Source organism: Massilia aurea (assembly GCF_014200505.1).
In the GTDB taxonomy this organism is placed as follows: Bacteria; Pseudomonadota; Gammaproteobacteria; order Burkholderiales; family Burkholderiaceae_D; genus Telluria; species Telluria aurea_B.
In genome coordinates, this window is the sequence record NZ_JACHBX010000002.1 from 463,918 (window position 1) to 481,524 (window position 17,607).

13 protein-coding genes are annotated in these 17,607 nt (G+C 65.0%); 5 read left to right on the forward strand and 8 right to left on the reverse strand.

The features are described from left to right. Positions 1–25 precede the first annotated feature (25 nt). Genes pqqB through pqqE form a run of 4 tightly spaced genes read left to right on the forward strand, consistent with a single transcriptional unit; the run spans position 26 to position 3,103 of the window. Positions 26–943 carry a pyrroloquinoline quinone biosynthesis protein PqqB gene (gene pqqB, locus HD842_RS11415; protein WP_183555286.1) on the forward strand — a complete coding sequence of 306 codons (918 nt, stop codon included), beginning with the start codon at positions 26–28 and terminating at the stop codon, positions 941–943. Further along, a complete protein-coding gene (gene pqqC / locus HD842_RS11420) occupies positions 940–1,668 on the forward strand; it encodes a pyrroloquinoline-quinone synthase PqqC (protein ID WP_183554469.1) in 729 nt (242 codons plus the stop codon). The genes pqqB and pqqC overlap by 4 nt, the downstream gene beginning before the upstream one ends. Beyond that, complete coding sequence (gene pqqD, locus HD842_RS11425; protein ID WP_183554471.1) at positions 1,665–1,934, forward strand: pyrroloquinoline quinone biosynthesis peptide chaperone PqqD; 270 nt, start codon at positions 1,665–1,667, stop codon at positions 1,932–1,934. Before pqqC ends, pqqD begins: the two co-directional genes overlap by 4 nt. Next, positions 1,934–3,103 carry a pyrroloquinoline quinone biosynthesis protein PqqE gene (gene pqqE, locus HD842_RS11430; RefSeq protein ID WP_229424724.1) on the forward strand — a complete coding sequence of 390 codons (1,170 nt, stop codon included), beginning with the start codon at positions 1,934–1,936 and terminating at the stop codon, positions 3,101–3,103. The genes pqqD and pqqE overlap by 1 nt, the downstream gene beginning before the upstream one ends. A 25-nt stretch (positions 3,104–3,128) precedes the next feature. Here pqqE and HD842_RS11435 read toward each other — a convergent pair whose 3' ends face one another. The 3 genes from HD842_RS11435 to HD842_RS11445 all read right to left on the reverse strand — a co-directional run bounded on the left by HD842_RS11435 (position 3,129) and on the right by HD842_RS11445 (position 10,351). After that, positions 3,129–4,892: a M14 family metallopeptidase gene (locus HD842_RS11435; protein ID WP_183554475.1), complete on the reverse strand. Its 1,764-nt coding sequence runs from the start codon at positions 4,890–4,892 to the stop codon at positions 3,129–3,131. A gap of 129 nt (positions 4,893–5,021) precedes the next feature. Next, a complete protein-coding gene (locus tag HD842_RS11440; RefSeq protein ID WP_229424725.1) occupies positions 5,022–6,587 on the reverse strand; it encodes a S41 family peptidase in 1,566 nt (521 codons plus the stop codon). 191 nt (positions 6,588–6,778) lie between these two features. Further along, positions 6,779–10,351, reverse strand: a complete 3,573-nt coding sequence (locus tag HD842_RS11445) for an indolepyruvate ferredoxin oxidoreductase family protein (RefSeq protein WP_183554478.1) — start codon at positions 10,349–10,351, stop codon at positions 6,779–6,781. 189 nt (positions 10,352–10,540) lie between these two features. Between HD842_RS11445 and HD842_RS11450 the strand changes: the two genes are divergently transcribed. Beyond that, on the forward strand, positions 10,541–11,050 hold the full coding sequence (locus tag HD842_RS11450; protein ID WP_183554481.1) for an Lrp/AsnC family transcriptional regulator: 510 nt from the start codon (positions 10,541–10,543) through the stop codon (positions 11,048–11,050). Between the two features lie 86 nt (positions 11,051–11,136). On the opposite strand, the gene HD842_RS11455 is transcribed toward HD842_RS11450, so the two are convergent. The 5 genes from HD842_RS11455 to HD842_RS11475 all read right to left on the reverse strand — a co-directional run bounded on the left by HD842_RS11455 (position 11,137) and on the right by HD842_RS11475 (position 17,586). Then, entirely contained in the window at positions 11,137–11,787 is a 651-nt protein-coding gene (locus HD842_RS11455) for a GNAT family N-acetyltransferase (RefSeq protein ID WP_183554483.1), read from the reverse strand. A 48-nt stretch (positions 11,788–11,835) separates the two neighbouring features. Next, positions 11,836–13,482, reverse strand: a complete 1,647-nt coding sequence (locus HD842_RS11460; protein ID WP_183554490.1) for a diguanylate cyclase — start codon at positions 13,480–13,482, stop codon at positions 11,836–11,838. Between the two features lie 110 nt (positions 13,483–13,592). Next, entirely contained in the window at positions 13,593–14,690 is a 1,098-nt protein-coding gene (locus HD842_RS11465) for a multifunctional CCA addition/repair protein (RefSeq protein ID WP_183554493.1), read from the reverse strand. Between the two features lie 4 nt (positions 14,691–14,694). Continuing rightward, complete coding sequence (locus HD842_RS11470; protein ID WP_183554496.1) at positions 14,695–15,411, reverse strand: glutathione S-transferase family protein; 717 nt, start codon at positions 15,409–15,411, stop codon at positions 14,695–14,697. A gap of 150 nt (positions 15,412–15,561) precedes the next feature. Further along, complete coding sequence (locus HD842_RS11475) at positions 15,562–17,586, reverse strand: lytic transglycosylase domain-containing protein (RefSeq protein ID WP_183554498.1); 2,025 nt, start codon at positions 17,584–17,586, stop codon at positions 15,562–15,564. Positions 17,587–17,607 lie beyond the last annotated feature (21 nt).

The window sequence follows — 17,607 nt, forward strand, 5'->3', positions numbered from 1 at the left end:
ATAACCATGTGAAAGGTTGGATACGCTGTTGAAAATCCGCATTCTTGGTTCGGCAGCGGGAGGTGGTTTTCCGCAGTGGAATTGTAATTGTCTGAACTGTGATGGCATCCGCAATGGCACCATCCAGGCTGTAAGCCGCACCCAATCCTCGATCGCCGTGAGCGACGATGGCATTAACTGGGTCCTGGTCAATGCATCCCCCGACATCCTGGTGCAAATCCGCGCCACACCCGCCCTGCAACCTGCCCGCGCCGTGCGCGACACCGGTATTGCGGCTGTGCTGCTGATGGATGCCCAGATCGACCACGTGACCGGCTTGCTGATGCTGCGCGAGCGCGGCACGCCCCTGCCCCTGTATGCGACCGCCGAGGTGCTGGCCGACCTGTCGCAAGCGCTGCCTTTGACGCGCGTGCTTGGTCATTATTGCGGTGTCGAACCGCACACGCTGGCCATTGACGGCCAGCCGTTCTCGATCGCGCCGCTGCGCGACACGACGTTCCTGCCCGTTCCGCTGTCCAGCAAAGCGCCGCCTTATTCGTCGCACCGCAACGACCCGCATCCGGGCGACAACATCGGCCTGATGCTGCACGACAGCGCCAGCGGCGCGCGGGTGTTCTACGCGCCCGGGCTGGGCCAGATGACCGATGCGGTGGAAGCGGCGATGCGCCAGGCCGATGTGCTGCTGGTCGATGGCACCTGCTGGAGCGACGACGAAATGATCACGCTCGGGCTGTCGAAAAAGACGGCCCACATGATGGGCCATCTGCCGCAATCCGGGCCGGGCGGCATGATCGAGGTGCTGGCGCGCATGCCGGCGCGCCGCAAGATCCTCATTCATATCAATAACAGCAATCCGATCCTGCGCGAAGACTCGCCCGAGCGTACCGAACTGGCCACGCACGGCATCGAGGTCGCGTTCGACGGCATGGACATTACCTTATGACGCCCTCCCCCGATAGCAGCGACCAGCTGGCGCCCTGGTCGCGCGCCGAATTCGAACAGCAGTTGCGGGCGATGGGCAAGAGCTACCATATCCACCATCCGTTCAACCTGCGCATGAATGCCGGGCAATGCTCGCCCGAGCAGCTGCGCGGCTGGATCGCCAACCGTTTCTACTACCAGTTCATCATCCCGAAAAAGGATGCCGCGATCCTGTCCAATTGCGACGATCGCGCGACGCGCCGCCTGTGGATCGCCCGCATCCTGGACCATGACGGCTACGACGATTACCAGGGCGACGCCCAGGGCGGCATGGAAGCCTGGACCCAGCTGGGCGAAGCGGCCGGCATTCCCCGCGCCGAACTGTGGTCGCTCCAGCACGTGGTGCCAGCGGTGCGCTTTGCCTGCGACGCGTATGTCGACTTTGCGCGCCGCTCGCCATGGCAAGAAGCGGTGTGCTCGTCGCTGACCGAGATGTTCGCGCCGCAGATCCACAAGGACCGCCTGGCCGGCTGGCCAACCCAGTATCCGTGGGTGGAACCGGCCGGCCTGCATTATTTCCGCAGCCGCATTCCGCTGGCCCAGCGCGATGTCGATCATGGCCTGGCCGTGACGCTCGACTATTTCACGACCAGGGCGCAGCAGCAACGTGCACTCGAGATCCTCAAGTTCAAACTGGACATCCTGTGGGCCATGCTGGACGCCATCGAAAAAGCTTATCCGACATGAACGCTCCCCTCATCCCCGCCATGCCGGCCCTGAACCGGCGCTTTCGCCTGCAATGGGAGGACGCCCAGCAGGCCTACGTGCTGCTGTACCCGGAAGGCATGGTCAAACTGAATGGCAGCGCCGGCGAAATCCTGAAATGCTGCGACGGCAAGACCACGGTCGACCAGATCGTGCACGACCTGGAAAACAAATTCCAGGCCACCGGCCTGCGCACCGATATCGAGGGCTTGCTGGCCCACGCCCACCAGCACAAGTGGATCGAATGATGCTGCCTACCGTTAGTGTCAACAGCGGCGCACCTGCCGTGTCGCCGCCATTCTGGCTGCTGGCCGAACTGACTTACCAATGCCCGCTGCACTGCGCGTTTTGCTATAACCCGCTCAATTACGATGCGGTGCGCAATGAATTGACGACGGGCGAATGGGTGCGGGTGATGCGCGAAGCGCGCGCGCTGGGCGCCGTGCAGCTGGGGTTTTCGGGGGGCGAGCCGCTGATGCGCGACGACCTCGAAGAACTGGTCGCCGAAGCGCGCCGCCTGGGCTTTTACAGCAATCTGATCACGTCGGGTGTCGGCCTGAATGAAACCCGTATCGCGGCGCTCAAGAACGCCGGGCTCGATCATATCCAGTTGTCGTTCCAGGATTCCACCCGTGAGCTCAACGATTTCCTGAGCAGCACCAAAACCTTCGATCTCAAGCTCAAAGTCGCCAAGCTGATCAAGCAATACGATTACCCGATGGTGATGAATTGCGTGCTGCATCGGTATAACCTGCCGCATGTCGGCAAGATCATCGAAATGGCGCTGGCGCTGGGCGCCGAATACCTGGAGCTGGCCAATACCCAGTACTACGGCTGGGCCATGAAGAACCGCAACCAGCTGATGCCGACGCTCGAACAGGTGCGCGACGCCGAACGCGTGGTGGAGGAATACCGCGAGCGGATTGGCGACGCCTGCAAGCTGCTGTTCGTGGTGCCCGATTATTTCGAGGACCGCCCAAAGGCCTGCATGAATGGCTGGGGCGCGGTGTTTCTCGGCGTGGCGCCGGACGGCGTGGCGCTGCCCTGCCACAATGCGCGCGACCTGCCCGGCTTAAATTTGCCGAACGTGCGCGACGTGGGCCTGGCGGACATCTGGCGCACCAGCACCGCATTCAACGCCTATCGTGGCAATGACTGGATGCAGGAGCCGTGCCGTAGTTGCGACGAAAAGGGGCGCGATCTCGGCGGCTGCCGCTGCCAGGCATTTATGCTCGCCGGTGACGCGGCAGCGACCGACCCCGTCTGCAGTAAGTCGCCCAAGCGCGGCGAAGTCGACAAGGTGATCCGCTTTGCCAGCCAGCGCCCGACAGGCCTGGACAACGCCCACGTGATCGAGCAGCCGATCGTGTTTCGCACGAATGCGAATTCACGCACTCTCCTGCAGACCGACACCTGAAGCGTGCCGGTCGGCAGGGCCTGATTTACAGCGCAGTATCCGTACGCAGCACCGGATACAGATTCAACCGCTCGTCATACGACGAATGCCGCTTGGCGAAGAACGCCAGGCGCGCCTGCGGATCCTTGGCAAACGCCGGGTCCGATGCCAGGCGCTGGGCAAATTCGGCGGCCACTTTCGGGTCGGCCGCCATCTGCTCGCGCGCCACGTCTTCAGCCACGTAGTCTTCCATGTATTCCTTGCGCTCGAAGGCCGTGTTGAACGTGCCCCAGGCCAGCAGCGAATCCGGTGCCTGCGGCTCGAACATCGCCACCACCAGCCGCGCCTTTGGCTGCGCGATCGGCACGAACAGCGAACCGGCCGTCACTGCGCGCGGCTCCGCCGTCCACTTGCCCGTGACCGTCAGGCGCTGGTGCCCTTCGACCGAGGCGGCGTCCAGCGTCGCCTTGTCGGCGCGGAAGGTCTCGACATTGGCGCGAGCAATACCCTGGTCCAGCTTGCGGAACACGACGCCATGCTGGCGCAGCTTCTCGCCCACGATGGCCGCTTGCGCCGCCGGCACGATATAGCCGGCGCCCGGGGCCGTCACTTCCACATCGGCGACGACCTCGTCGCGCAGTGGCACGCGCCACACTTGCGGCTTGGTTTCGTCGTAGCGCGTCATCAGGCCGCCCGAGATTTCGGATGGCTTGCGCGTGTATTCGTAGCCGTTGAAGTTGACCATCTCGGTCTTGTCGGTGGTGCGGTAGTTCAGCGCCACCTTCTTGTTGCCCAGTTTTGCGGCGCGCGCGTCGGCCGCATAAGCCGCCTTTTGCCAGTCCGCCCCGTGCTTTGCGACCTGGTTCAGCAATGACACCACGGTGTTGCGGGTGATGCGTACGCGCACCGGGTATTCTTTCCACGAATGCGTTTCCACCAGCATCGCCATGCGGTTACGCAGCTGGAAGTAGCCGGTTGAAAAACGCGGGTCCGACACGCCGTCCTCGAAGCCCGACATCGGATCGTCCTGCTTCACGAACGACATATAGTACGACTGCGGCGTCGAGCCTTCCTTCGCGATGTCCTTGATGACATTGGTGCGCAGCGCCAGGCCAGCCTTGCGGAATTCCGGGTCGCCCGAGTACACCGGCTCGACCTGGATCGAGATATCGTGCTGGAACTTGGCGCCGTTGGTGGCATGCAGGTCGACATAGGTCAGCGGATCCCAGGCATTTACCAGGCCCAGCATCGCCTGCATTTCCGGCGCGTCGGCCTTCAGGTAGTCGCGGTTCAGGTTCAGGTTCTGGGCGGTGGTGCGCCAGCCCATTTCCACCGGGCCGCGCTGATTCGGGCGGTTCCATTTGCCGAAGCGCTCGTGCCCGTCGACGTTAAACACCGGCACGAACAGCAGCACCTGCTTGTCGAGCGCGCCCTTGCCCGCGCGGCCTTCGAGGATCTCGCGCAGTGCCAGGAAACCCGCGTCCTTGCCGTCGATCTCGCCGGCGTGGATGCCGCCCTGGATCAGTGTGACGGGCAAGCCCGCCTGTTTGGCAGCTGCGGGCGTGAACACGCCGTTGTTGTTGGCCACCAGCGCCTTCATCGGGCGACCTTCCGGCGTGATGCCGAAATCGATGCACTGGACCTGCTTCGGATACGCCTGCGCAAACGCGGCGCACAGCGCGATCGTTTCATCGTAGCGGCCGGTGGCCTGGAAGCCGGAGCGTTCCGAAATCGTCGTCAGGTCGGGGGTAGCGGCGTGCGCCAGGGGGAATGCAGACAGCAGGGCCAGCAGTAACGCAGAACGAATCATCGAGAAGCTCCGGCAGGTGACAGGGAAGCCGACGATTATAGACGTGTTCTTGACTCAAAGTTAAGTTCTGGAAACACAAAGGGCGGCGCGCCGGATTGGCCACGCCGCCCGTCAATACGGCCGGTCTGCTCAGCGCGGTGGTGCGCCGGGTGTCGGCCGGATCGCGATTTCTTTCACCTGCGGCCGCACGATTTCCATCGGCACGAAGCGGGCACGGCTCGTCGTCGAGACCGGGCACGCCTGCGTGGCGCGGTAGGTCAGCGCGGCGGCCAGCAAGCCTTCGCTCTCATCGCCCACCGGTCGCGTCAGGTCGTCACTGACCTGGCAGGTCGGCGCGAAGCCGTCGGTGAAATCACCGAAACCCTTGTTGTTGACGCCCTTGAACTCGATCGAGAAATAGGTCGTGCCGCAGTTCGGCACTGGCGTGAAGCCATACGGTTTACCGCAGGTGGTGCCGCCAATCTGGATGACCTCGACATCGGCGCCGCGCAAGCCATTGATCACCGATTCGCTGGCCGAGCAGGTGCCGGCCGTGCTCAGCACCGTCACGCGTTTCAGGCCCAGGGTTGGCAGCGGCGTGCCAGTGCGCACCGGATTGCTGGAGGCGAAGCCCCACGCGGTCGAGCGGAACGGCAGTGGCGCTTCGCGCGGCAACTTGTCGTTGTACTGCGATTGCTCGAACACCTTGCCATTGGTCGACTCCGGCCCCGAGACCATATAGGCCAGCTGGCTGGCCAGGTACAGCAGGCCGCCGCCGTTGTAGCGGATGTCGAGCACCAGGTCGTTCACGCCGGCCTGGCGGAACGTGGTGAAGGCGTCGATCAGCTGCTTTTCGGAGACCGCATTGAAGGTGTCGAAGGTCAGGTAGCCGACCTTGCCGCTCGCGGTCTCGATGATCTTGACGTTCTTGACCGGTGCGATGCGCACGTCGGCGCCCGTCATCGTCACCTCGAACGGCACGCCGCCGCGCTGCAGCGTGAAGCGGTGCGCGCTGCCGGCCGTCTCAGGGAACAGGGCCTCGTTGATGCGTGCGATCGATGCCGCGTCGCTGGCGTTGACGAAATCGATGCCATCGATCTTCGTCAACAGGTCACCGCGCAGCAGGCCCGCAGCCGCGCCCGGCGAACCCGGTTCCACGGCCGTGATCAGCCAGGTGCGCGGCGCCGTGCCGCCCGCATTGCGCGACCACGTGATGCCGTAGCCAAGATCGATGCCCTGGGTCTGCATTGCTTCCCATTCGGCGGTCGGATAGGTGAAGTGGTAGCGGTCCTTGGCCTGCCCGGTGGCGGTCACGGCCGGCGTCTTGAGCACGTCGAAGTAGTCGATGGCGCTCTTGAAGTCGGCCATCTTGTAGGTGTTCGGGACTTCGTTGTACCAGAGGTAGTACTGGTTGGTCCAGGCGCGCAGGAATTTGAGTTCGTCCAGCAACGTGCCCTGCACATCGGGGAAGGCCTTGCCGCTGGCATCGACGCCGGTGCGCGGCGCGGCGCACTTGTTCCAGTAACTGCCGTAGGCGTCGCCGAGCAGATTGGGATTGAGGTCTTCCAGCGTGGCACCACTGGTGGTGGGGGTTGGGGTCGGGGTTGGCGTGACCGGCGCCGTGTCTGCCACGGGTGGCCGCGCGCCCACGCCGGGCGAGCCGCCACCGCCGCCACAGCCGGCGAGAGCGAACAGCGCAGCAAGCGCGCTTGACATCAGACGGACGGAAACTGCCTTGTTTGGGAGGGAGAATGTCGGGCTCATGCGGATGATTATAGACGGCGGTTTTCCTGCACAACACCACCAAATGTCACAGTGAGGCCAGGCGACAACGAAGCATGCCAAGCCGACAAGCATCCATCCAACAACGCCGGCGCGTATGCCGCGCCGGCGTGATCAAAACACCATCAAGCCGCGCGCGGCGCCGCGCCCACCGGCGCATGGAATACCGCCAGCAACGCCGCTTCTTTTGCCTTCGCCGCTTTCAGGTGCCGCTCTTTGACGTGCCCGTAGCCCCGGATATCTTCGGGAATGCTGGCCACCGCCACGGCCTGCGCCAGGTTGTCGTCCGTGAGCTTGGGCAGCAATGCCGCCACCGTCGCGCGGTATTCGCCGATCAGGGCGCGCTCGACGCGGCGCTCGGCGGTGTAGCCGAACACGTCGAACGCGGTACCGCGCAGGCCCTTGAACTTTGCCAGCACGCCGAACGCGCGCATCATCCACGGACCGAACTCCTGCTTGATGGCGCGGCCTTCCTTGTCATGCTTGGCCAGCAATGGCGGGGCAAGGTGGAACTTGAGCGTGATATCGCCTTCAAACATATTGGCGATTTTTTCACGGAACGCCGGATCGGTATGCAGCCGCGCGACTTCGTACTCGTCCTTGTACGCCATCAGTTTGTACAGGTACTTGGCCACGGCTTCCGACAGGCGCGTGCCCTTGCCCAGGCGCGCTTCCTGCGCCCTGACCTGCTCGACGAAGGCCGTGTACTGGCCCGCATACGCCGCGTCCTGGTACGCCGTGAGCAGCTCGACCCGGCGCTTGACGACATCGTCGAGCGTCTGCATGCGCTTGAACTCGATCACCTTGGCCGGCATCGCCGACTTGCTGACGGCCGCCAGATCGTGTCCGGCGCTGCGGCCCCAGTTGAAGGCCGCCTTGTTGAACGCAACCGACACGCCATTGAGTTCGATGGCTTTCATCAGCGAGGCTTCGTGCAGCGGCACACGGCCTTTCTGGAATGCGTAGCCGAGCATGAACATATTGGTGGCGATCGCGTCGCCCAGCAGCGCCGTGGCGATGCTGCCGGCGTCGAGGAATTCGACGTTGGCCTTGCCGCAGGCTTGCTCGATCGCGCCGCGCGAACCTTCGGCCGGGAATTGCCAGTCCGGGTTCTTCACGAACGCGGCCGTGGTGGCCGTGCTCGAATTGACGGCGGCCCAGGTACGGCCTTCGCCCATGCGCGACAAGGCATCGCGGCTGGCCGTGACGATCTGGTCGCAGCCGATCACAAGGTCGGCGCTGCCGGTGCCCACGCGGGTCGAGTGCAGGTCGGCCTGGTGTTCGGCCAGGCGCACGTGCGACATCACGGGGCCGCCCTTCTGGGCCAGACCGCTCTGGTCGAGCACGATGGCGCCCTTGCCTTCGACGTGCGCCGCCACCGCCAGGATCTGGCCGACCGTGACAACACCGGTGCCGCCCACGCCGGCCACGAGAATGCCGAATGGCGTAGCAACCGATGGAATAACGGGCTCTGGCAGCACCGGCGGCGCCGCGTCGGACGCAGCAGCTTTCTTCGGCTTTTTCAGGCCGCCGCCTTCGACGGTGACGAAGCTCGGGCAGAAGCCCGACACGCACGAATAATCCTTGTTGCACGAGGACTGGTTGATCTGGCGCTTGCGGCCCAGTTCGGTTTCCAGCGGCTCGACCGACAGGCAGTTGGACTGCACCGAGCAATCGCCGCAGCCTTCGCAGACGGCTTCGTTGATCACGGCGCGCTTGGCAGGGTCAGGGAATTCGCCTTTCTTCCGGCGCCGGCGTTTTTCGGACGCGCAGGTCTGGTCATAGATCACGGCCGACACGCCCGGCATCTCGCGCAGTTCGCGCTGCACGTCCATCAGCTCGGACCGGTGACGCACCGTGGTGCCCGGCGCCCAGGCATAGTCGCTCGGGTATTTGTCCGGCTCGTCGGTGACGACGATGATGGGCGTGACGCCTTCGGCCGCGATCTGGCGGCTGATCATGCCCGGGTCGAGCGGGCCATCGACGTTCTGGCCGCCCGTCATCGCGACCGCATCATTGTAGAGAATCTTGTAGGTGATGTTGACCTTGGCCGCCACCGCGGCGCGGATCGCCAGAATGCCCGAGTGGAAGTAGGTACCGTCGCCCAGATTGACGAACACGTGCTTCTCGTCGGTGAACGGCGACTGGCCGATCCAGGTCGTGCCTTCGGCGCCCATGTGCGTGAAGGTCGACGTTTCACGGTCCATCCACAGCACCATGTAGTGGCAGCCGATGCCGGCCATCGCGCGCGAGCCTTCCGGCACCTTGGTCGAGCTGTTGTGCGGGCAGCCCGAGCAGAAATACGGGATGCGGTCGGTTTCCGGGTTTGCTTTGGCCGGGATATTGCGCAGCACCAGCTCTTTCGCTTCGAGGAAGGCGATGCGCTGAGCGACGCGCTCGGCAACCGGGTGACCGGCGCAGTAGTGCCCGATACGCGAAGCAATGGCGCGCGCAATCTGCGCCGGATTCAGCTCGTACGTCGCAGGCAGCAGCCAGTCGCCATGGCCCATGCGGTTCTTGTTGCTCCACTCGCCCGTGTCGTCGAACTTGCCGACCACGCGCGGACGCTCGCCGTCAGGCAGGTTGTAGAGCTCTTCCTTGAGCGCGTATTCCATGACCTGGCGCTTTTCTTCGACCACCAGGATTTCATCGAGGCCCCGTGCGAACTCGTGCACGCCTTCAGCCTCGAGCGGCCAGGTCATGCCGACCTTGTACAGGCGCAGGCCAATGTCCTGCGCAGCCTGCTCGTCGATGCCGAGGTCGGCCAGCGCCTGGCGCGTGTCCAGATAGCTTTTGCCGGCGGTGATGATGCCGATCTTTGGCTGCGGGCTGTCCCAGATGATGCGGTTGAGCTTATTGGCGCGCGCATAGGCCAGCGCGGCATACCACTTGTGGTTGCTCATCCGCACTTCCTGGTCCAGCACGGCGTCCGGCCAGCGGATGTTCAGGCCGCCCTCGGGCAGCTGGAAGTCGGTCGGGATCACCGTTTGTACGCGGTCCGGATCGAGGTCGACGACGGCGCCCGACTCGATGATGTCGGTCACGCATTTCATCGATACCCACAGGCCCGTGTAGCGGCTCATGGCCCAGGCGTGCAGGCCGAAGTCGATGTATTCCTGCACCGACGAGGGATACAGCACCGGGATGCCGCAGTGGGTCAGGATATGGTCGGACTGGTGCGCAGTAGACGACGATTTGGCCGCGTGGTCGTCGCCGGCCAGCACCAGCACGCCGCCGTATTGCGACGAGCCGGCGTTGTTGCCGTGCTTGAACACGTCGCCGCAGCGGTCGACGCCCGGCCCCTTGCCGTACCACATCGAGAACACGCCGTCGTACTTCGCGTCCTTGTACAGATTGGTTTGCTGCGTGCCCCAGACAGCAGTCGCCGCCAGGTCTTCGTTCATGCCGGGATGGAACTTGACGTGGTGCGCGTCGAGGTGCGCCTTGGCCTTCATCGCGGTCTGGTCGACCGAGGTGACGGGCGAGCCGCGGTAGCCGGTGATGTAGCCGGCCGTGTTCAGGCCGGCCTTGACGTCGCGCTCGCGCTGCAGCATCGGCAGGCGGATCAGCGCTTGCGTGCCGGTCATGAAGGCGCGGCCGCGCTCGAGCGTCCATTTGTCGTCGAGCGTGATGTCTTGTGCGGGTGCGGATGCGGGCGACGGCGACGCCAGGTGGGCGCGGTCCAGGGGTGCGTTCATTGTGTCTCCAAGAAACTGGTGGCGGTTGCCGGAAGCGGTGCATTTCCTGCATCTCGCTTCTTGGCGGGAGTGGTCTCCCGTCTTGCGCCAGTATAGACCTGCCCCCCCAGCATTAAATTCCAAACAATTCCCCCTCCTTCTTGAATTGCGCAATAAAATTGCCATACAAAAGACGGACGTGGGGAAGGTATGTCAAAGATTGAGCTGGATAAAACAGATCGCAAAATCCTGGAGATTTTGCAGAACGATGGGCGGTTGTCGAACCAGGATGTGGCCGAGCGCGTGAACCTGTCGCCTTCGCCGTGTCTGCGCCGCATCAAGCGGTTAGAGGAAGCAGGCGTGATTCGCCAGTACGTGGCGCTGCTCGACTCGGACAAGATCGGCCTGGGCCTGCTGGCGTACGTCAACGTGCGGCTGGAAAAGCACAGCGAAGTGGCCAGCACCACGCGTCAGCCGGGCTTGCCGGCAACGTCGCCGCGCAACGATTTCGCGGTGTCGGTGGGCAGCTGGCCCGAAGTCGTCGCCTGCTACGCGATGACGGGTGACATGGACTTTTTGCTGCGCGTGCATGTGGGCGACATGGACCACTTCTCGCGCTTCATGATGGGCACGCTGCTCAAGCATCCGGCGGTGCTGGACGTGAAGTCGAGCTTTGCGCTGCAGCGGATCAAGGAAACGACGGCGATGCCGCTGGTGTGAGGTCCGTTGCGCCGCTTGTAGGAGGCGGTGCGTTGACCGACGTTGAACGCGTGGACGGCAGAGCCGCCTCGCCGGCCGCGTCCACCCTACTTTTTCGGCGTGAAGAACTTCACTGCCGCCCTCGTATTGGCCTTGACCGTGTAATCGATCGCCGCGAACTGCTCTTCTAACGCCTCGGCCATCACGCTGCCCGGGCTGGGCGGTGGCAATGCGAGGTGGGCATCGGCTTCGCCGTATTCGCGCGTGACGACCATCCCGGCTTTCTTTGCGATATGCATCATCGTCTTGTTGGACGTCAGGCACTGCATATAGAGCGTGTCGACGTCCGAGTTGCGGCAGTGAATCGCCGCGCGCTGGAACAGGCGCGTGCCCACGCCCTGCCCGCGCGCCGAGGCCGACACCGACACGCCAAACTCGGCCACCTGCGCCTTGGCCGTGCCGGTGCGCCCTTCGGTCGGCGCGAACGCCAGGTGCCCCATGCCCACCAGCTGGAATACATTGCTCACGACACCAAAGACGATGTCGCGCTCGAAATCGAGCTTGCCGACATACGCCGTGATGCCGTCGTCGGACATCATGCTGCCAAAGCGCAGCAGGCGGTCATCCTTGTCGAGCGCGAGCAGATGGCGCAGCACACGGCGGCGGTCGCGCTCGTGCAATTCCTTGACCAGGACCGGCGGCTGCCCCTTCTTGCCGCGCAAGCCCTGTAACCAGCGGCGTAATGGATTGTCCAGCATGTTCCCACCTTCCCGTGCGCGACAACCAGTCGATGTCGCCCGTAAATCTTAGCCGATCCGGTCGGCGTCTGCCTTGCTTGTGCCTGTGCCCGTACCAGTGCTGCCAGCGGCGTCCTCTTTCGGACGCTCGCGTCGTGCCTGCTCCAGTGTTGGTTCCACGGGGTCGTCTTCATCGCGCCACTGCGCCTGCTCGCTGACCACGAAGCGGCCCTTGCCGGCCTGCTTGGCGGCGTACATGGCCTGGTCGGCCTCAGCCAACAACGCCTCCTGTCCACGCGCTGCGCCCATCTGGCCGCGCGCGCTGGCGATGCCGATACTGGCCGAGATCCTGATGGCATGACCATCGGCCTCGGTGATCGATTCGATTTCCGCCAGCACCAGGCGCGCTACGCGCAGCGCGCCGTCGCGCGACGTCACGTCTTCGAGCAGGATAACGAATTCATCGCCACCCAGGCGCGCCAGCGCATCTTCGGCGCGCAGCCTGGCCTGCACGCGGCGCGCCACGGTCTTGAGCACCAGGTCACCGGTCGCGTGGCCCCAGGTATCGTTGACGGCCTTGAACCCATCCAGGTCGATGAACATCAGCACCACCACGCTGTCGCGGCGGTCGGCCCGGGCCAGCGCCCGTTCGAGCAGGCGGGTCAGTTGCCGGTAATTGATCAGGCCCGTCAGGCTGTCGTGCTGGGCCAGGCGCTCGAGCTGGACCGACTGCGCCTGCAGCTCGGCGGTGCGCTCGGCCACGCGCTGCTCGAGCGTTTCGTTGGCCGCCTGCAGGCGGCGGTTGACGACGCCGATGATGCGGTAGCTGCGGCGCAGGCGCACGCCGGCATAGGCCAGCAGCACCAGCAACAGGCCGGAATATGCCGCGAGGTAGCCGCGAAAACGCTGGCGCTCGAGCAGCACGGTGGTAAACGACCGCTCGAATTCCTGCTCCAGGCGGTCAAGGACGATGTCGCTGCCGACGGCAGCGATCTGCGCTTCGAGCAGGTTTTCCAGCGGCCGCTTTTCGAGGATCACGCGGCTGCTCAGGATCACGGCGTCCATCTTGTCGACGACGGCCGGCGAAAAGGCGATCTCCTGGGCGGCGACATTGCCCAGGATTTCTTCGATGCGGTTGGCCAGCACGGGCGATGGGGCGATGTTGTAGCGCAGGATGTCGGTCAGCAGCGCATTGAGGGTGGTGTCGAGCCGCACGACGAACTGGGCCGGCGCCAGCGCGCCTTCGATGCCCGAGATTTCCGTTTTCAGGTCGGCCACGGCCGGTGGCATATGCAGCAGCGCTGCGCGCAGGCGCGGATTGTGCCGCGCGAACTCGGCCACCAGCATTTCCTTGTTGCGCAGCGCCGTGCGCAGATCGGCGCAGGCTTCGGTGGCGGCGCGGCTGCCGGTGAGCGGCGCGGCTTGTTCCAGGCGCGCCATCAGGATGCGCATGCGCGGCAGTTGCGAACTCAGGTCGGGCCGGACGCTGGCGCGGCCGGTATGGGCGCGCAGAAGATTGGCATCCCATTCGGCGTCGAGCTTTTCGAATTCGCGCAGGTTGAGCAGGACGTTGCTGCGCACTTCAGGGTCGATCACCTCGGTGCGGGTGTACAGAAAGACCAGCAGCGCGCTCATCAATACGACGGCCAGGCTCGCCAATAACAGGCGGCGGCGCCGTACCCAGCTCCCTACCCGCCGTACCAGCATCCTGAACATCGTTTTTCTCCAACGCAACAATTGACCATGTGGAAGAATAACAAACCGCTGGCCCACACTGTACGCAGGGTGTAACTACATGTAACTGTGACGCTCTACAGGGCGGTTTTTCACACTTTATTACAAATGGCAGCCACTGCCTCGACGCGCGCCTGGTGCACGGCCTGGGCGATCCGGTCGCGCTGGTCGCAACGCGCCGCTACAGCGCCGGCATCCACGCCGCGCGCCGCGCCAAGGGCTTGCAGCAGCCAGTCGCCTGCCGGGTCATGTTCAGTATCTTTGGCGTGACAACGCGTGGTCAGCAACATCTGGACAAAGCGCGCGCTCTTGCGGAAGGCGTCGCTGCGCTCGAACAGCGTGACGAGCGCGTCGGCATCGAGTGTGCGTGCCTGCGCAAGCACGCCATGCTCGCGCGCCGTCATCAGGGCCAGATCGCGACATTCGTTGGGCACTTTCAGCCGTTTGGAGACTGCCTCGACAGCAGCCGTACCGACGTCGCGCATCAGGGCCGCGAAACGGATTTCGAGCGGGTGATCCTGCTGCGCGGCGGTGTCGATGACGCGCAGCGTGTGCGGCTGGGTATCGAGCTCGGGCAACAGGCGCGCGAGTGCGCCGCACTCGTCCAGCACGAGCAGCATGCGCGACGGCTGGCGTTCCATCAGGCCGCGCGCCAGCTCTTGCCAGACGCGCTCGGGCACGAGGGCATCGACCTCCCCCGCCTCGACCATCTGGCGCATCAGGACATTGGTGTCGCCCGCCACCTTAAATTCGGGCAGGCGCGCAGCAAAGCGCGCGACGCGCAGGATGCGCACCGGGTCTTCGGCAAAGGCATCGGACACGTGGCGGAACAGGCGCGCTTCCAGGTCGGCGCGGCCGCCCAGCGGATCGACGATGACGCCATCCTCGCCCTGCGCCATCGCATTGATGGTCAGGTCGCGCCGCACCAGGTCCTGTTCGAGCGTGACGTCGGGCGCCGCATGGAACACGAAGCCGTGGTAGCCGGGCGCGGTCTTGCGCTCGGTGCGCGCCAGCGCGTATTCCTCGTGCGTTTTCGGGTGCAGAAAGACCGGGAAGTCCTTGCCCACGGCGCGAAAGCCGGCCTCGATCATCTGTTCGGGCGTGGCGCCCACAACCACGTGATCGTGGTCCTTGACCGGCAGCCCGAGCAGCGCATCACGCACGGCGCCGCCGACAACATAACTGCGCATCGCTTTACTCCGGCAAATCGGCGTCGTGCAACGGCGTCGGGTGATTTTCCAGCATCGCTTCGTTCACCCAGCGCGCCACGGCCGGATGGGCCAGCACGCGCTCGCAATACGCCTGCAGCGCCGGGGCCAGCATCACGCCATAGGTCTGGAAACGCAGCACGATCGGCGCATAGAACGCGTCGGCAATCGAGAACGCGCCGAACAGGAACTGGTGATGGCCAAAGCGCGACAGGCAGTCTTCCCAGATTTCGCAGACGCGGCCGATGTCGGCCTGCGCGCCATGCGTGCGGCCCCGGCCCGGCAAGCGGGCCTGGATATTCATCGGCATGGCGCTGCGCAGTTCGCCGAAGCCGGCGTGCATCTCGGCCACGATCGAGCGCGCCAGCGCGCGCGCCGCCACGTCCTGCGGCCACATATGCTTGTCAGGAAATTGCTCGGCCAAATATTCGGTGATCGCCAGGCTGTCCCACACCGTCATTTCGCCGGCCAGCAGCACCGGCACGCGGCCTGCGTGCGAGTAGCGGGCGATCTCGTTGGACGTATCCGGCTGGTCGAGCAGAACCTTGATTTCCGTGAACGGAATCCCGAACGCCATGGCCGCGACCCAGGGGCGCATCGACCACGACGACAGGTTCTTGTTGCCGATGATGAGCGTCAAGCCGGGGCTGCGGGTCTGGTCCAGGGTGTGCGTGAGAATCGGGTCGCGTTCGATGGTCTGCATGGGGTCTCGTCGGGTACGTGGCGAAGGGCGTCCCGGGCGGCGCATGAAAGCCCGGGACGGCTGCGGTAATCGACATCAGCTTGCGGCCCAATGCCGCGGCTGTCAAGGCGCTTGCCCGACAGCACGGTGAAGCGCGGCAGGGTCAGCCTGTCAGTCCAGCACGGACGTGGATGGCCGCGGCGTGATCGTGCCCAGGCGCGCCTTGAGCGACTGCGGCTTGCCCTCGAAGATCGACGCATAATTGGTGGCGTTGGCCATCACGTTACGCACGTAGCCGCGTGTTTCGGTGAACGGGATGGTCTCGACGAAGATCGCCCCTTCCATCGGCGCGTCGAGCCGGCTGCGCCAGGTGCGCGAGCGGCTCGGGCCGGCGTTGTAGGCGGCCGTGGCCAGCACTTGCGAGCCTTCAAAATTGTTCAACACCATCGTCATGTAGTTGGCCCCGAGCGTGATGTTCACGTGCAGGTCGTTGAGCATGCTGGTGACGAAGTTGTTCAGGCCGATCTTGGCCGCCACCCATTTGCCGGTGGCGGGCATCACCTGCATCAGGCCCGATGCGCCCACGCCCGAGCGCGCATCGCGGATGAAGCGCGACTCTTGCCGGATCAGGCCATACACCCAGGCCTTGTCCAGACTCAGGCCCTGGGCCGTGGGCCGCAGCACGTCGAGGTGCGGCGCCGGGAAGCGCTGGTCGTAGCTCAGTTCGGTGCGCGTGCGCAGCGACGTCTCGACCATGCGGTCGAGCAGCTCGTTGCGACGCGCCAGCTCGGCGGCGGCCAGCAACTGGCGTTCGGACAGATTGCGCAAGCCCCAGCTCCATTCGCGGTTGCCTTCGGCGCGCAGGCGCAGATCGTAGAATTTGATGGCCCGCTGCAGACTCTGATTCGCCGTGGCCTGGGCCAGTTCGGCGGCCGTGATCGGCGCGATCGGGGGCGGCGCGACGACCTGGTTGCCCAGTTCTTCTTGCGCCAGCTGGGTATAGAAGGTGGTCTGGCCAGCGATGCTCTGCCACTGCGCGCGCGCTTCGGCCGGGCGCCCTTCGCCCTGGTGCGCGCGCCCGAGCCAGTAGACCCAGGTCGAGTCGGCGCGCAAGGCCGGCGGCATGCTCTCAATGGTGGCGCGCACGGTTTTCCAGTCACCGCGGCGCAGCGCCATGCGCGTTTTCCACTGCATCTGGAAGTCGCTCAGGGGCGCGCCATTCGCACGGTCCCAATACGCGTGCGCTTCGGGCGCCAGCACGATCGAGGCAGCCAGTGCCACATTGGCCCAGCCGATCGCGCGTTCTTCGGCCGTCAGTTGGGCGCTGTTTTTTTCCAGGCCAGCCACGGCCAGGCGCAGCGTGGTGCGCGCCATGCGGCCCACGGCGACCAGGTACAGCTCGCGCTCGGCGCGGCTGTTGCCGATCCCGCGCGCCATGGCCACGGCGGGCAGGTCGACCGCCTGGGTGGCCCGGGTTTCGGGTAAACCAAGCAAGACGGCAGCGCGGCGCGCCGGGCCGCTGGCATTGTCCAGGCCCGCCAGGCGCAGTTGCGTCAGCAGGTCAGCTTCGGTGAACTGGCCATTGGCCACCAGTTGTGCAATCAGGGCGCCGCAGGCGTCGCCGTAGCCGGCCGGGGTTTTCAGCAGTGCGCGCGCTTCGTCGGCGACGCGCTCGCCGCGCTCGGCTTTGGCCAGCAGCGCGTAGCAGCGGATCGGCAGGCTGCCGGACTGGGCCAGCGTGCCCGCTTCGCGTTCAAAGGTATTCCATTCGCGCCGCTTGCCCAGCTCCATCAGCCATTCGGCGCGCAGCTGTTCGGCCACCGCCGTGCCTTCGTGGCGCCGCAGCACTTGCAGCACCTCGTCCTGGATGGCATCGCGCAGGCGCGGTTTCAGACGATAATAGTCAACGTAGGACGCCAGCAGATAATTGGTCACGGGCAGGCGCGACGCGATCGCGTTGGCGCGCGCGTCGTCGTTCTGGCGCGCCGCTTCGCGCAGCAACATGAAGTTGTCGTCGTCGGCGCGGCTGGCTGCGCCCGCCACGGTGGGTGCACCCGCCGGAACGGGGGACAGTGCTACCTCGGGCGCGGGTGCTTCCGGGTCTTCCTGGGCCGCTGCGCCTGGCGCGAAGGCCAGACTCAGAACAAGGGCAATAGCAGCCGGCAACACGCCGACAGGCAATTTCGATTGAAACATCCACCACTCTCACAATACGCT

Coding starts and splice junctions, on each gene's coding strand:
- HD842_RS11440 (WP_229424725.1), bottom strand. CDS start 6,587: ATGTCAAGCGCGCTTGCTGCGCTGTTCGCTCTCGCCGGCTGTGGCGGC.
- HD842_RS11460 (WP_183554490.1), bottom strand. CDS start 13,482: ATGTTCAGGATGCTGGTACGGCGGGTAGGGAGCTGGGTACGGCGCCGC.
- HD842_RS11435 (WP_183554475.1), bottom strand. CDS start 4,892: ATGATTCGTTCTGCGTTACTGCTGGCCCTGCTGTCTGCATTCCCCCTG.
- pqqD (WP_183554471.1), top strand. CDS start 1,665: ATGAACGCTCCCCTCATCCCCGCCATGCCGGCCCTGAACCGGCGCTTT.
- HD842_RS11470 (WP_183554496.1), bottom strand. CDS start 15,411: ATGCAGACCATCGAACGCGACCCGATTCTCACGCACACCCTGGACCAG.
- HD842_RS11465 (WP_183554493.1), bottom strand. CDS start 14,690: ATGCGCAGTTATGTTGTCGGCGGCGCCGTGCGTGATGCGCTGCTCGGG.
- HD842_RS11450 (WP_183554481.1), top strand. CDS start 10,541: ATGTCAAAGATTGAGCTGGATAAAACAGATCGCAAAATCCTGGAGATT.
- HD842_RS11475 (WP_183554498.1), bottom strand. CDS start 17,586: ATGTTTCAATCGAAATTGCCTGTCGGCGTGTTGCCGGCTGCTATTGCC.
- pqqE (WP_229424724.1), top strand. CDS start 1,934: ATGCTGCCTACCGTTAGTGTCAACAGCGGCGCACCTGCCGTGTCGCCG.
- pqqC (WP_183554469.1), top strand. CDS start 940: ATGACGCCCTCCCCCGATAGCAGCGACCAGCTGGCGCCCTGGTCGCGC.
- HD842_RS11455 (WP_183554483.1), bottom strand. CDS start 11,787: ATGCTGGACAATCCATTACGCCGCTGGTTACAGGGCTTGCGCGGCAAG.
- HD842_RS11445 (WP_183554478.1), bottom strand. CDS start 10,351: ATGAACGCACCCCTGGACCGCGCCCACCTGGCGTCGCCGTCGCCCGCA.